General features: G+C 51.7%; 16 protein-coding genes. 9 read left to right on the top strand and 7 right to left on the bottom strand.

What is annotated here, in order from left to right:
- On the top strand, positions 1-294 hold a 294-nt coding region (locus Q5Y71_RS15500), incomplete at its 5' end, for a transposase (RefSeq protein WP_306043010.1).
- 178 nt (positions 295-472) lie between these two features.
- Here the strand turns inward: Q5Y71_RS15500 and Q5Y71_RS15495 are convergent.
- Together Q5Y71_RS15495 and Q5Y71_RS15490 are read right to left on the bottom strand one after the other, a co-directional pair.
- Positions 473-1,735, bottom strand: a complete 1,263-nt coding sequence (locus Q5Y71_RS15495) for an HlyC/CorC family transporter (RefSeq protein ID WP_306043009.1) — start codon at positions 1,733-1,735, stop codon at positions 473-475.
- Positions 1,736-1,821: 86 nt separating this feature from the next.
- A complete protein-coding gene (locus tag Q5Y71_RS15490; RefSeq protein ID WP_306043008.1) occupies positions 1,822-2,622 on the bottom strand; it encodes an inner membrane protein YpjD in 801 nt (266 codons plus the stop codon).
- A 193-nt stretch (positions 2,623-2,815) separates the two neighbouring features.
- Between Q5Y71_RS15490 and ffh the strand changes: the two genes are divergently transcribed.
- From ffh to rplS, 5 genes are all read left to right on the top strand, one after another.
- A complete protein-coding gene (gene ffh, locus Q5Y71_RS15485) occupies positions 2,816-4,228 on the top strand; it encodes a signal recognition particle protein (RefSeq protein WP_306043007.1) in 1,413 nt (470 codons plus the stop codon).
- Between the two features lie 155 nt (positions 4,229-4,383).
- Positions 4,384-4,623, top strand: coding sequence for a 30S ribosomal protein S16 (gene rpsP, locus Q5Y71_RS15480; RefSeq protein ID WP_301418302.1), 240 nt, complete (start codon positions 4,384-4,386; stop codon positions 4,621-4,623).
- Between the two features lie 21 nt (positions 4,624-4,644).
- Complete coding sequence (gene rimM / locus Q5Y71_RS15475; RefSeq protein WP_306043006.1) at positions 4,645-5,184, top strand: ribosome maturation factor RimM; 540 nt, start codon at positions 4,645-4,647, stop codon at positions 5,182-5,184.
- A gap of 11 nt (positions 5,185-5,195) precedes the next feature.
- Entirely contained in the window at positions 5,196-5,951 is a 756-nt protein-coding gene (gene trmD, locus Q5Y71_RS15470; RefSeq protein WP_306043005.1) for a tRNA (guanosine(37)-N1)-methyltransferase TrmD, read from the top strand.
- A gap of 87 nt (positions 5,952-6,038) precedes the next feature.
- Positions 6,039-6,389 (top strand): 50S ribosomal protein L19, encoded by a 351-nt coding sequence (rplS, locus tag Q5Y71_RS15465; protein ID WP_301418308.1) that lies wholly within the window; start codon positions 6,039-6,041, stop codon positions 6,387-6,389.
- A gap of 292 nt (positions 6,390-6,681) precedes the next feature.
- On the opposite strand, the gene Q5Y71_RS15460 is transcribed toward rplS, so the two are convergent.
- Complete coding sequence (locus Q5Y71_RS15460) at positions 6,682-7,059, bottom strand: SirB2 family protein (RefSeq protein ID WP_306043004.1); 378 nt, start codon at positions 7,057-7,059, stop codon at positions 6,682-6,684.
- 430 nt (positions 7,060-7,489) lie between these two features.
- Positions 7,490-8,128, bottom strand: coding sequence for a hypothetical protein (locus tag Q5Y71_RS15455; RefSeq protein ID WP_306043003.1), 639 nt, complete (start codon positions 8,126-8,128; stop codon positions 7,490-7,492).
- A gap of 291 nt (positions 8,129-8,419) precedes the next feature.
- Here Q5Y71_RS15455 and Q5Y71_RS15450 point away from each other — a divergent pair, with 291 nt between their 5' ends.
- The 3 genes from Q5Y71_RS15450 to Q5Y71_RS15440 all read left to right on the top strand — a co-directional run bounded on the left by Q5Y71_RS15450 (position 8,420) and on the right by Q5Y71_RS15440 (position 10,538).
- On the top strand, positions 8,420-8,818 hold the full coding sequence (locus tag Q5Y71_RS15450; protein ID WP_306043002.1) for a hypothetical protein: 399 nt from the start codon (positions 8,420-8,422) through the stop codon (positions 8,816-8,818).
- A gap of 236 nt (positions 8,819-9,054) precedes the next feature.
- The gene (locus Q5Y71_RS15445) at positions 9,055-9,246 is read left to right on the top strand and encodes a hypothetical protein (protein WP_306043001.1); all 192 of its coding nucleotides are present in this window, start codon (positions 9,055-9,057) and stop codon (positions 9,244-9,246) included.
- A 38-nt stretch (positions 9,247-9,284) separates the two neighbouring features.
- Positions 9,285-10,538, top strand: coding sequence for a DsbA family protein (locus Q5Y71_RS15440; protein WP_306043000.1), 1,254 nt, complete (start codon positions 9,285-9,287; stop codon positions 10,536-10,538).
- Between the two features lie 173 nt (positions 10,539-10,711).
- Here the strand turns inward: Q5Y71_RS15440 and Q5Y71_RS15435 are convergent, their stop codons facing one another.
- The 3 genes from Q5Y71_RS15435 to Q5Y71_RS15425 all read right to left on the bottom strand — a co-directional run.
- Positions 10,712-11,197 (bottom strand): hypothetical protein, encoded by a 486-nt coding sequence (locus tag Q5Y71_RS15435; RefSeq protein ID WP_301418318.1) that lies wholly within the window; start codon positions 11,195-11,197, stop codon positions 10,712-10,714.
- A 322-nt stretch (positions 11,198-11,519) separates the two neighbouring features.
- Complete coding sequence (locus Q5Y71_RS15430) at positions 11,520-11,807, bottom strand: hypothetical protein (RefSeq protein WP_306042999.1); 288 nt, start codon at positions 11,805-11,807, stop codon at positions 11,520-11,522.
- Positions 11,808-12,276: 469 nt separating this feature from the next.
- The coding region (locus Q5Y71_RS15425) for a lytic polysaccharide monooxygenase auxiliary activity family 9 protein (protein ID WP_306042998.1) at positions 12,277-12,828 on the bottom strand (552 nt) is incomplete at its 5' end.

The raw sequence follows: 12,828 nt of genomic DNA, 5'->3' as shown, positions 1-12,828 counted from the left end.
TTAAGGACCAGCAGATGGACCTGTTCGCCAGTCGCACCTCCTGCCTGGCCGAACCAATGGCGACTGTTGCTCTTGGCACAGGCCTGGGTACTGTATGAATATCTGCGGGAGCAGCTACAAGACACCAAACTGGGCAAAGCCTCGGTAGCCACCTTGCGCAATCGCTTGATCAAAGTTGGGGCCGTGATGATCAAGAATACGCGCCGCTTTCGCTTCCTGCTGCCGACATTGCTTCCTGACAGAGAAATTCTTCTGCAAGCTGGCTACCCGTTTGGTGCCGACGTAGAGTCTTGAAGTGCTGCTCCCGGCACAGACAAATAACGGGGTAAGGGAAAGTTGTGTCCAACGCAGCCTGGATCGAACAAAACCTGTTCAAAGAGGATAAATTGCCAGCAAGAGCCAGCAGTTCCAGTACCGCTCAGGCCAAAAGCATAAAATGCTGCGGTGTGAAGCTGGCCGTGCAAAATCCGGGCTAGCTGCTGATTTTCTTTACGCGTGCGCGAGTGATCATTGTATTGGAAACTTCCTCAATCTCCACCAGGTAGTTCTGGATATAGAAACTGATATTGCCGTCGGGGATGCTTTCCAGATATTCCATGGCCAGACCGTTAAAGGTTTTAGGGCCATCGGTTGGCAGGTGCCAACCCAGAGTGCGATTGATATCGCGTATGGATGTGCCGCCCGCTATCCTATACCAGCCGTCTTCAGTGGCGATTATCTCTTGGTCATCGCTGGGCACCGGACTTGCGGTAAAATCACCGACGATTTCCTCCAGCAGGTCCTCCAGGGTAACAATCCCCATGACTTCGCCGTATTCGTCCACTACCAGTCCCATACGGCGTTTGGTTTTCTGGAAATTCATCAACAGTGTGGGCAGTGGTGTTGCCTCGGGTACAAAGTAGGGGTCATCGGTGAAAGATTTTAGGCGTGCTACGGAAAAATTCTGCGGGCCGTCACGCAGGATCTGCGCGGCGCGGCGCAGGTGCAGGATGCCAACCACTTGGTTGATATCGCCTGTAAAGACCGGCAGGCGGGTATAGCTGCTCTCGGCCAGTTGCTGGAGTATCTGCTCGGCAGTATGTTCCAAATCCACACCCATGACTTCGTTGCGGGGAATCATGATGTCTTCCACAGTGGCCTGGTCCAGGTCCAGTACGTTGAGCAGCATTCCCTTGTGTTTGCTGGGAAGCAAAGCGCCGGACTCAAAAACCACAGTTCTAAGTTCTTCTGGAGCCAGATGTTCAGCCTCGCTGTTGACGACTGGTTCTACTCCCAGCAAGCGCGCAAGGCCGTTGGAGATGCTGCCTACTAGCAGAACCAGTGGGGTAAGTAGCCACTGTAAAGGGCGTAAAACCAGAGAGGCTGGAAATGCGATTTTCTCTGGGTGTAGTGCGGCAATTGTCTTAGGTGTGACCTCGGCAAAGATCAGTAGGGTGAGGGTTAATACTATCGTGGTTAGCAACTCACCATAAGCTTGTGCAAATACTGATCCGGCAATGACTGATACAAGCACGTTGACGAGGTTATTGCCTATGAGAATAGAGCCTATCAGCTTATCGGGTCGCGCAAGCAGCTCCATGGCGCGTTTAGCGCCGCGGTGCCCGCTTTTGGCCTGGTGCCGAAGGCGATAGCGGTTCAGCGCCATCATGCTGGTTTCGGAGCTGGAAAAAAAAGCTGATATGACGACCAGCAGGGCTAGCAGGCTGAACAGCAGGCCCGGGTGGATCTCGTTCAAGGGAGAACTCTTTTTGATTCGAAGCGGAAATATTGGAGCAGAATGCCGACCTCTGCAAGTATTCCAGTCCTTTTTCTTACCTCCCGCTACCCGCGCTGGAGAATCACCTCCAAAACCAGCTTGCTGCCGAAGTAGGCCAGCATCAGGGCGGCGAAGGCACTCAGAGTCCAGCGTACAGCGGTATTGCCGCGCCAGCCCCGCTGCCAATGTCCCCAGAGCAGAATACTATAGAGTACCCAGGCGACAATGGAGAGGACAGTTTTGTGCATGGGTCCCTGTTCGAAAAGGTTGCCTACAAAGACAAAGCCCGTCATCAGAGAGGCGGTCAACAGTAACTGGCCAAAAGTAATCAGGCCGAAGAGCAGTGACTCCATGCTCTGCAAAGGGGGTAGTAGGCGGGCAGCTCCCACCGGCCGGTGTTTGTGCAGCTGTTGGTTCATATAGTAGAGAGAGATTGCCTGCAGTGTCGCCAGGGTTAGCAGGGAGTAAGCGGAAATGGAGAGCAGTGCATGGACGGCGATACCCGCGGATAGCTGACCGTGAAGCGTGGCTGTGCCCCAGGTATGTGAGGCGGCGAACTCCGTGATTGCCCCTATCGGGGCAAAAATCAAAATTAGCAAGGTCAGGGGGCGCCTCGCAGCAAGCACTAACAGCAGCAGGTTAACCACCCAGGTAACCAGTGACAGCATCGCCAGCAGGTCGAAGCGGTAGCCCAGGGGGGAAAACAGGGTATGCACCAGGGAGATCCCATGGGCAGTCAGCGCTGCGGCAAGTAGTGTCAGAAGCAGCCTGTTGTCTGGTTGACGCTTGCGGGCAAGGGCTGTCGCCGCAACAGCGGTAGTGGCAAGGTAGAGGGCGATGGCTGTCCAGTGGGCGTAAGCCGCCATTGATTTGATCCGTATCATTAGTGCAACTGACAGGGAGTGTGTCACAGCCCGCTTGAACAGGAAAGGTCTGGCGTTATTTCGGCTGCGCGGGTACCTGGGCTATACTGCCGCGCCTCAGACAGGGTGTTGTGAATGGTTCCGCGGCCCTGCGCACCGGGGTTCAGTCCGCAGCCGGAGAAATCGAGGCGAATTTATGTTCGATAACCTGAGTGACCGCTTATCAGCGGCTCTAAAGAAAGTCACCGGCAAGGCCCGCCTGACCGATGACAATATCCGCGATACCCTGCGAGAAGTGCGAAAAGCACTACTCGAAGCAGATGTCGCCCTGCCAGTCGTCAAGGCCTTTGTGCAGCAGGTGCGCACCGCAGCGGTGGGACAGAAAGTGAGCAAGGCCCTGAACCCGGGTCAACAGTTCGTCAAGATTGTTCAGGATGAGTTGGTAAAGGTCATGGGTGCGGCTGCAGAACCTCTCAACCTGGCTGTCCAGCCCCCTGCGATTATCCTTATGGCCGGCCTGCAAGGGGCCGGTAAGACCACCAGTGTTGCCAAGCTGGCCAGGTTCCTGCAGGAGCGCGAGAAGAAGAAAGTGATGGTGGTCAGCGCCGATGTTTATCGCCCGGCGGCCATCAAACAATTGGAAACCCTCGCGAGTGAGGTGGGAGCTCAGTACCATCCGTCTACCCCGGAGCAAAAACCTCTGGATATTGCCAAAGGGGCGGTTGAAGCCGCGCGTAAACAGTTTGCCGATGTATTGATTGTGGATACGGCGGGACGCCTGCATATTGATGCCCAGCTGATGGATGAAATCCGCGAATTGCACGACACGCTGAGCCCAGCTGAAACGCTGTTCGTGATCGATGCCATGATCGGTCAGGATGCTGTGAATACCGCCAGTGCCTTTGATAAGGCCCTATCGCTCACCGGTGTCATCCTGACCAAGGCCGATGGTGATGCCCGTGGCGGCGCCGCGCTGTCTGTACGCCAGGTGACCGGTAAGCCCATTAAATTTATCGGTGTCGGGGAAAAGACCGATGCGCTGGAGACCTTCCACCCGGATCGCATTGCCTCCCGCATTCTTGGCATGGGGGATATCCTGTCTCTGATCGAAGAGGCGGAACAGAAGATTGATAAGGGCAAGGCTGAAAAGCTGGTCAAGAAGGTGCAGAAGGGTAAAGGCTTCGACTTAGAAGACCTGCGCGACCAGCTGCAGCAGATGCAAAATATGGGTGGCTTTGGCTCCCTGCTGGAAAAGATGCCAGGTATGGGCGGCTTGGCCCAGGCCGCTCAACAGGCGGATATGGGTAAAGAGTTCAGGCGTATGGATGCGCTCATCTCCTCCATGACCCCGGCTGAACGCCGCAATCCAGAACTCCTCAATGGTTCCCGCAAGCGCCGAATCGTTGCCGGATCCGGAACCCATCTGCAGGACCTGAACCGCCTGCTCAAGCAGCACAAGCAGATGGGCAAGATGATGAAGAAGCTCAAGGGTGGTGGCATGGGTAAAATGATGCGCGGCATGAGCGGCTTGCCCGGTATGGGTGGGGGCCTGCCTGGCGGTATGGGCGGTATGCCCGGTGGCTTGCCGTCTGGATTCAAGAAAAAGTAGCGCCTCGGGACGCTGGGCGCGATTAGATACAGCGCTATACAAATCCCCAGGGCTGCATTAGAATACGCCGCCTTTCAGCCGGGTGCGCTGCCGGCAAAGTTATTTCGGTGGCCGAAGCGTGCGGCCACCCAGTATTGAACCTACAGGAAAGTTACATGGTAACCATTCGCTTGGCTCGTGGCGGTGCTAAAAAGCGCCCGTTTTATCACCTGACTGTTACCGATAGCCGCAACGCTCGCGACGGCCGCTTTATAGAGCGTGTTGGCTTCTTCAACCCGGTTGCCCGTGGCCAGGAAGAGCGTCTGCGTATTGACCGTGAGCGCGTGGACTTCTGGCTGGGCCGAGGTGCCCAGGTTTCTGACCGTGTCAGCAAGCTGCTGAAAGAAGCCGCCTGATTTGCCCCTGTTGGTGCGCTTGTGACAGAGAAGGGGAATAATTTCACTGACCTGGTCACTGTTGGGCGCATAACCACCGCTTATGGCGTGCGCGGTTGGGTAAAGGTACACTCCTATACAGAACCGATGGACAATATCCTGCAGTTCCCCAATTGGAGGTTGCGGGGGCCAAAAGGCTGGGAGACCTATCAAATAGATGCTGGCAGGCACCACGGTAAGGGCCTGGTCGTACATATCAAAGGGATAGACAGTCGCGATGAGGCGACACAGTTTTGCCAGTGCGACATAGCGGTTGTGCGTGGTTTAATGCCCGTACTTGAACCGGGTGAGTACTACTGGCACCAGCTTGAAGGGTTGCGGGTAGTCAGCCACTTTCAGGGTGAGGTGTATGATTTTGGTAATGTCGCGCATATGATGCAAACAGGTGCCAATGATGTCTTGGTGGTGCGTGGTGGTGCTGACAGGCGCGAGCGTTTGATCCCCTATCTGCCGGGCCAGTTTGTTCTCGAGATAGATCTGCAGGCCGGTGTGATTACTGTCGATTGGGACCCCGCTTTCTAAGGGTTGGAGCGATGTTGAAGAAAATCGCTCTTGTAAGCATTTTTCCGGAAATGTTTGCCGCACTGACTGATTATGGTGTCAGCGGGCGGGCTGTGAAAGCGGGCCTGCTGGAGGTGCGTTGCTGGAATCCCCGCGAGTTCACCAGTGACAGGCACTGTAGCGTGGATGACCGGCCCTATGGTGGTGGTCCGGGAATGGTGATGTTGGCGGAACCCCTTTACCAGGCCCTGGAGGCTGCACGTGCCTGGGCCGGAGCGGAGGGTGAGCCTGTACGGAGTATCTATCTGTCTCCGCAGGGGCAGCAACTGGGCCAGCGTAACATCGAAGCGTTTTCGGTTGCCGGAAATCTGGTATTGCTGGCAGGGCGCTATGAAGGGGTGGATGAGCGTATCATAGAGTCCTTGATCGACGAGGAATGGTCTATTGGTGACTATGTCCTCAGTGGTGGTGAGTTGGCTGCTATGGTCATGATGGATGCAATCATCCGCTTGATACCCGGAGCTCTCGGGCACAATCAATCGGTGACTGAAGATTCTTTTTCCGCAGGCCTGCTGGATTGTCCCCACTATACCCGGCCTGAGGAGTACCGGGGGAAAATGGTTCCCGAAGTGTTACTTTCGGGCAACCATGAAAAAATTCGCCGCTGGCGTCTTAAGCAGGCTCTGGCGCGCACGCAACAGCGCCGACCCGATCTTCTGGAGGGATTGGAGCTGAGTGAAGAACAGGAGCAATTGCTGGCAGAAATCCGGCGAGAGCGAAATTCCTGAAAACTTGATGCCGGATTCGCCGGGAGGCGCTAGTAGTTCGGTAAACTAGCTGAGAAGCTACACAAACTCTGTTTGGGAGCAATCCAAATGACCAACAAACTTATCCAGCAATTGGAGCAAGAGCAGCTAAAGAGCGAGGTACCTTCCTTCGCACCCGGCGATACTGTAATTGTTCAGGTAAAAGTAAAAGAGGGTAATCGCGAGCGCCTGCAGGCGTTTGAAGGAGTGGTAATCGGTAAGCGTAATCGCGGCCTCAACTCCTCCTTCACTGTACGTAAAATTTCCCATGGTGTTGGAGTAGAGCGTACTTTCCAGACCCACAGTCCACTGGTCGACAGTATCAAGGTAAAGCGCCGTGGCGATGTGCGCCAAGCCAAACTGTATTACCTGCGTAGTCTGACTGGTAAGGCAGCGCGGATTAAAGAGAAGCTCAATTAAGCACTTTTGATAACACAATAGTGAGCCGGGGTGTCTCGCTCCGGCTGTACTCCCGTCATGTGAAGCCGTCTGGTTCAGCCCTTTCCAAGTGCATACTCTGTCTATCCTGTTGCGGTAATGCGCACCGCAAGACACCCTCTCGAATTCCAATAGCCCGATATGTGCAGAGAGCAACTGATGGGGGCCACTGGCATGCACACTCTTGCGCTTTGCTGCGCCAGTATTTCCCAGGCGGGCAATCAGAAGCCCCTGGATTTCTGTTCGATTGCCAAGCGTATTCCATTGAGAAAACCTACCAAAGCACTGGTTTAATGATTGCCAGGTAGAAGATGAATGCTATTTGCACGAGTGCCAGTAGAGCGGCCGCAATACGGGTACGCCATGACAGCGTTTGGTGCAGGGCCAGGAAGCCCGCAGCGATATAGCCTAAAACTAATACCAATTTCGCTGCAAGCCAGTGGTACAGAGCCGGATTCCAATTACCGAGAATTACCAGGGCAATGGCTGCCGACAGTAATAAAGTATCGTTGACATGGGGCACCAGGCGTAATGGTGTATGTCGCCAGTGGGTTTTTTTGCTGAAATCCAACCCTGCTCGCAGAAGAAATAGAAAGAGACTAATCACTGCAGTAGTGACATGAACCTGTTTTACCAGTGTATAGTTGAGCATTGAGGGGTTTTCTTTCTTTCGCAAATATAGGATTGCTGGATTGCCAGGCAGGAGGCTTTGGGTAGGAAAGCCAATGTACAGCCGGGGCCCTATCTTACGGACTCCCCTCTGGTCAAGGCAACAGTGTTCGTGGCAGTTTTCATTTCTGCAGCCCTGTAAAAGGTTATTGTGTAAATATGCTGAGAAAATGTTGCTGGAGAAAACCTGGGAGAGAAAAGCAAATTGGCCCATATCTGCTTGGTTTTCACACAAAAATGCCGAGCGGGGCTTCAGGGCCTGTCGGGGTTGCTCTTGAAAGTGCAGTCCCATTTGTAAGGGACTCTTTGGCTTGGGGCTAAGGTAACAAGTGTCAGTGCTCAATCGGCCCGGCAATCTGTCTGCTTGCCGGGCATTGGGTGTCTATGGTGAAAATTCCCTCGCGTGCAGGGGCTTAGGGCATATGTGTATTCACATGGGTAAACCGCTTGTGCTTCCAGGCAGACATCTTTGTGGCCGTCCAGGTAGCCCAGTTACTGATTGAAGGTATCCATACCCCTTTCGTGGCCAGAGCAGTGCCGAAGCTCATTTTGTGTACAATCATGTGGCTGGAGCTTATGCAATTCTCGTATCGTGTTCTGCCGGGGATATTGGGCCAGACTTCGTGGTACTGAGTGTTGTCGGCATTTTCCAGCTCATCTTGTATTTGTTTGTATTTTATCACATCCTCTGCAGTACATTTTGTATAATAGACGTCCGTATTTGCATTCAAAGTGTTTCTGGCCCAGTTGGTTCTGCCCAGTGGTCCTCCATAAAAGACCCAGCCTTCATCACTCATTCCTGTCATGGTGATGTTGCCATTCTCAATCATAAAAGTGGTTGCGTGACCATCTTCCACCAGTTTTCCTAAAAGTTTGGTAATGCCCGATGGAGAAATAGAGACGCCTTTGGCAAGGCCCGACCAATTAATGATTGAATAGGCAACGCCAAAAACGGGTGCATCTACTTCCAGTTGATTGAGCAGTTGTCTTCCAGTTGGCATAGCTGAAGCCCTCCATGTTAAATCCGATAAACAGTTTTCCACTTCAATCATATTTACCCTGCTGAGAAATCTGCCAGCCTGGTTTGGCAAAGGACAAGTAAGCGCGAAGTCTTGCCGTATAAGACCGCAAAACACGGCTATCACTCTCCAGGGTACCCTTCTTGTTTGCATGCCTGGGATCGAAGCATTCCTGCACAGGGAATAAAAAACCGTGCTGGCTCACCTTTTGCCGCTCTATCTTGCTCTGCTGGGTTGCGTGGACCCGTATGGATCTTTGAAGAGGTTACCCGGGGCCTTTCAGCAGTATCTGTGGCGGCCACACCCGTGGCCGAAGGCAATATAATGGAATCTGCCTCCTATTTGATCACCTTTATATCCCTTTGTAGAACTGATTACAATCGAACGGGGCGGGTAATGCCAGATTCCCGATGTAATAGCCAAACTGTACCCGATAAGAAAGAAAAAGCACCATTTAAATATACCGAATTGTACTTCTTCAAGCCTGTACCAGGTGTTGAATGGATGGGCCATGATCCTGGTGGCACCACTCGCTATGGTCATCAGTGGGGGGGAGAGGGACGATGGGCGCAGGGGAACGAATGCAAGAGAGGTGACGGCAGCCAGGCAGAGCCTGAATGGTCTCAAATAGCCTCGTTATCGCCATTTGTATTGTCTGTTCGGCGCCTGCACGATTTACATTATCCCAATGGTCTCTTAAAATCTGCAGATAGTGAAATTTAATCTGTTATAAGGCTGTTTTCCACCGGTAGTTCAGAGTGTAATCAGGGTAGTATTAGAGGGTATAGCGCTATCTCTTTCTGAATGCTCGTGCCAGTGGTATCAGGCAAGTTAGGAGATTGGCTGAAACTGGCCGGCAGTATAGTGTTGCTAGTGGATGCAGAGCCAAAGCTTGATAACACAAGTGTGCGATCCATATATAGTTTTGAATCTAGTCCAAAACTATATATGGATTGCTATTGATTGATCTGCCTGGATATGGCAAAAAGGATTTTGATAGCAATACCCTTGGCTTTCTGCATCGGGCATGCGTGGGCAGGTTCGCCAGAGGAATTGGTTTTTATAGTGCTTGGAAATCCTTCGAGAGGGATAAGCCGATAGTGATTAAGCGCATTGAAAACATTATGGGAAAATACACCAGCCATGGTTAACGAGTCAAAGTGATTGTAAGCTACGTTAGGGCCAAGTATTGACTGTAAAAAAACGCTTAGTCTCCCTGTTTGCCCGCTGGTATACCAGTGACAAAAGAAGAGTAAGGAATTATCGGCGGGCAGAAAAAAAATTATTAAGGCGCCGCAAGCAGGGCCACGGTTATTGTTATCTGCGTGCCGATGACCCGTATTCCTATTTGTTGAGCCAGGTACTTCACGAGTTTTGTGAGAAATACGCTCTTACTTTACATCCGATCATTGTTACTCAGCTCGAAGACAGTTGTTATCCAGAGCGTCAATTGCTGGCTGAATATGCCATAGAAGACTGTCAGCGCCTGGCACTCGCCTATAATATAGAGCCGCCGGTAAAGCGTAGCAGCTTCTCCGAGAAGGCGAGTCTGGTATTGTGTGAGGCGGCACAAGGCTCTCAACCGTGGGAAGCCATTGCCGCTATTTTTCAATCCTTGTGGGTAACACATACCGCTATTCCCGCTATACAAAGTACAAACATCTTGGTATTGCAACAACAGCTTGCTAGCAATAACATTGTTATGCCAAAGCGTGGCCACTACCTGACAGCTATGATTGAGTATGCTGGTGAAAAATACTGGGGGCTCGATAGACTTCATTACCTCGAACGACGATTAACCGATGGGGAACTGTTATTTCCGAGCCCTGATCAGAATAAATGCACGGGAGCAGCTGATTCTGGAAAAGGCAAAGTCCTAAGCTGTTATTTTTCCTTTCGCAGTCCTTATTCATATATCTTGTTAACAAGATTGTTTGCCCTTGCAGATCACTACCAATGTGAACTGGATCTTAAACCCGTATTGCCTATGGTGATGAGAGGATTATCAGTTCCTGCCTCCAAACGTTTATATATTTTGTTAGATGCCAAGCGTGAGGCTAACCGCCATAACATTCCCTTCGGCTATATTTCCGACCCTCTGGGTAAAGGTGTAGAAAACGCCCTGGCGCTTTTTTACGTTGCCAAAAATATGGGTAAGGAGCGCGAATATGTGCTCGCCATGACGAGTGCAAGCTGGTCAAAAGCAATTGATATCTCCAACCTGAAAAACCTGCGGTCACTGTGTCGGGAATTAGCTCTCGACTGGCCAAGCTGTGAAAATGCATTAATGAGTGAAAAATGGCGTGAGTTTGCAGAGATGAATCGTCAGGAGATCTACGAGTATGGGCTCTGGGGTGTGCCAGCTATGATGGTAGACTCTCTGGTTGTTTGGGGTCAGGACAGGTTATGGATGATTGATCAACATCTAAGCCGGGAACAGTAATTGCCCATGCTTAAGTTGTGGATACTTTACTAGCGCTAAAAGTCGAAATCTCTCCCTTGATTAGACCCAGGTGCAGATAGCTCACGGTGGTTTTCGAATAAAACTCATCTGTGGGGCTATACTGAATCCGAGTGCACAGAGCCCGGATTATGACTATTGCAAATTCCAAACTGCTATTGCCTGGTAGTGCTATCCGATTCTAGCCCGAGTACCTGATCCACGTGTTCGCGAAAATAGAGGTCAAAACCATGGCGAGATGCCAGCCACCAATACAGGTACCCAGGCTTGCTCTTTACTAGTCTTGAATACCAGGTGTTGAAGCTTATCCAATAACGATCGGCCACAACCCCGGTATCATAATTCAAAAATGCTGTCTCCCACGCCGTCATCCGCCAAGTCGTGAAGATAAGGAACCTTTCCAGTTCCAACGGAGAGAGGGAAGTTGGGTCCTGCTCCCCGCGAAAGACGATATCGGCCAGCTCATCATTAGAGGCCAGCAGTTCAGCATTTTCACGCCCGTAAGTGACCAGATTAAGATTCAGTATTGCTTGTGTCGCAAGGGTGCTCTGGCGGATTTCAAGTATCAAAAAACCCAGCCCGAGAATAACGCCGATGTTGGCAGCAATCGTAAAAAACCAGTTAAGACGGTCTGATGTCATTTGGATTCCATTGATGGAGACGCTGCAACCTGTCGAAAAGGAGGACAAATTACGACAGCAGATTGGCTGTCAGCTCCAGCATACATCAATGCCTGCATGTCCCTTACCCGAAATTATCGCTCTCTGGGTTAAGCTTTGTCGAATGGACTATGTCATTTAAAATTTAGATATTGATCTGGTGGTCAAGGTTAAGTGGCCGAGTATAGTGTAACTGAAGGCGGAGGGAATGTGCGTTTTAGTGGATGGAAGTAAGCGTAAATCCAGAAACTGCCGGTCTATCTATGAAAAATGAGAAGCCCGCCCAGCAGGGCGGGAGGTCCTATTACACAGTTTCCTGATTGTCTTTATCGGATGGTTGATGCCGCTTGGCTCGATGCTCAATGTAACTGGCTCCGGAGCCAATCCCCTCTATAATATCCGGGATACTTGCAAGTACGTTTAATGTGCCAAAGAGCATCAATCCGTGGTGGGCGCCGAAGTTCATGTTTTTAAGGTCACTATGCAAGCTCTCATAGGCCTCAACAAAGCCGCTGCCAAAGAGCAGGAGGCCAACGAATAAATTGGTTAGGGGGTGTTCTACGAAATTGCGGATTGCACTCGAAGCTTTCAAAATGGGTCCTCACTACTGCGCGGGATCTGCATTGTTGTTCCCGGGTATAGGGTGCCCTCAATGGCGCTACTAGACATACTTCCCTGCTTTCAGGGCAGAGGGTCTGTACAAGAGAGACCATCCTGGCGACTACTCTCCTGCTTGATGTTCCATGAGTGACAAGAGACCGCCATTTACCCGGCCAGTTCCTCTTATATCTTGGATTTCTGTCATATTAATTATTTCATGTCAATTGTTAATTTTAATTACCCTGGTCTTTGCCAAATGCACAATTGCCAATAGCGCTGGTTAACGGGGTTTGCTAATTGACGCATTGGTCAAAACTTTTGCTCGCTGTGCGTGGCATTTAAAGGGGGGCTTGTTATCCTCCCAGAAAATGGTTCCCTGGATATTGACTCAAGAAGCATTGAGTGCTTTATGCCTGTTGATACCATTATTGCCATTAGGGAAAGCCGTGGGCACATCCTTGTTACTCTCCTGGATAAATGGGTTGGGGAGAGTGATACCCGGTGTTGAGTACGACTAGTTTTGACTTGTGGGTTCTGGAAAGCAGAGCCGTTTTGCATCCCGGGTGTGGATCACCCCATGGGGAGGTGGGATGGCAAGGCAGGCAGTCTGGTTCGCCTGCCTCACTCTGGGTGCTGTGTGGTGGGTTCAAGCTGAATCCAGGCATCCTGCCAGTAGGCGCCGGTACCGGGTGCATATTGGTATTGAGAATATAGCGACTATCAGCGCTCAGGGGCACATTGCCCAAACGGCAAAATTCAAACAGGTCGCTCCATTCTAAAGGCTCTGAGGGCACATAACCTTGCCGGGTGACATAGAAAACCCAGTCCCGCGTGGCATGTGGCGCAGTGCCTTTAAACTCGAAATCAAAAGTTCCATCAGCCTTGGGTACGATCGGGGTTGCTTCCCAGTCATTGCGGGGCAGATCCAGGCCCGCAAACTTTGTCTGGCCGCCGGCGCATAAGGTACCGTCGGGGACAACGGCGCGATGGTTCCCGTTAGCAGCTGCCTGGTT

Source organism: Microbulbifer sp. 2205BS26-8 (genome assembly GCF_030731025.1).
GTDB classification, from domain to species: domain Bacteria; phylum Pseudomonadota; class Gammaproteobacteria; order Pseudomonadales; family Cellvibrionaceae; genus Microbulbifer; species Microbulbifer spongiae.
The sequence above is the reverse complement of the archived record's forward strand: the minus strand, read 5'-3'. Positions and strand labels throughout refer to the sequence as shown.

Excerpts from the sequence above, each read along its gene's own strand:
- Q5Y71_RS15455 (WP_306043003.1), bottom strand. The coding sequence starts at position 8,128 with ATGATTGAAGTGGAAAACTGTTTATCGGATTTAACATGGAGGGCTTCA.
- trmD (WP_306043005.1), top strand. The coding sequence starts at position 5,196 with ATGTTGAAGAAAATCGCTCTTGTAAGCATTTTTCCGGAAATGTTTGCC.
- rplS (WP_301418308.1), top strand. The coding sequence starts at position 6,039 with ATGACCAACAAACTTATCCAGCAATTGGAGCAAGAGCAGCTAAAGAGC.
- Q5Y71_RS15490 (WP_306043008.1), bottom strand. The coding sequence starts at position 2,622 with ATGGCGGCTTACGCCCACTGGACAGCCATCGCCCTCTACCTTGCCACT.
- Q5Y71_RS15450 (WP_306043002.1), top strand. The coding sequence starts at position 8,420 with ATGGAATCTGCCTCCTATTTGATCACCTTTATATCCCTTTGTAGAACT.
- Q5Y71_RS15460 (WP_306043004.1), bottom strand. The coding sequence starts at position 7,059 with ATGCTCAACTATACACTGGTAAAACAGGTTCATGTCACTACTGCAGTG.
- rpsP (WP_301418302.1), top strand. The coding sequence starts at position 4,384 with ATGGTAACCATTCGCTTGGCTCGTGGCGGTGCTAAAAAGCGCCCGTTT.
- Q5Y71_RS15435 (WP_301418318.1), bottom strand. The coding sequence starts at position 11,197 with ATGACATCAGACCGTCTTAACTGGTTTTTTACGATTGCTGCCAACATC.
- ffh (WP_306043007.1), top strand. The coding sequence starts at position 2,816 with ATGTTCGATAACCTGAGTGACCGCTTATCAGCGGCTCTAAAGAAAGTC.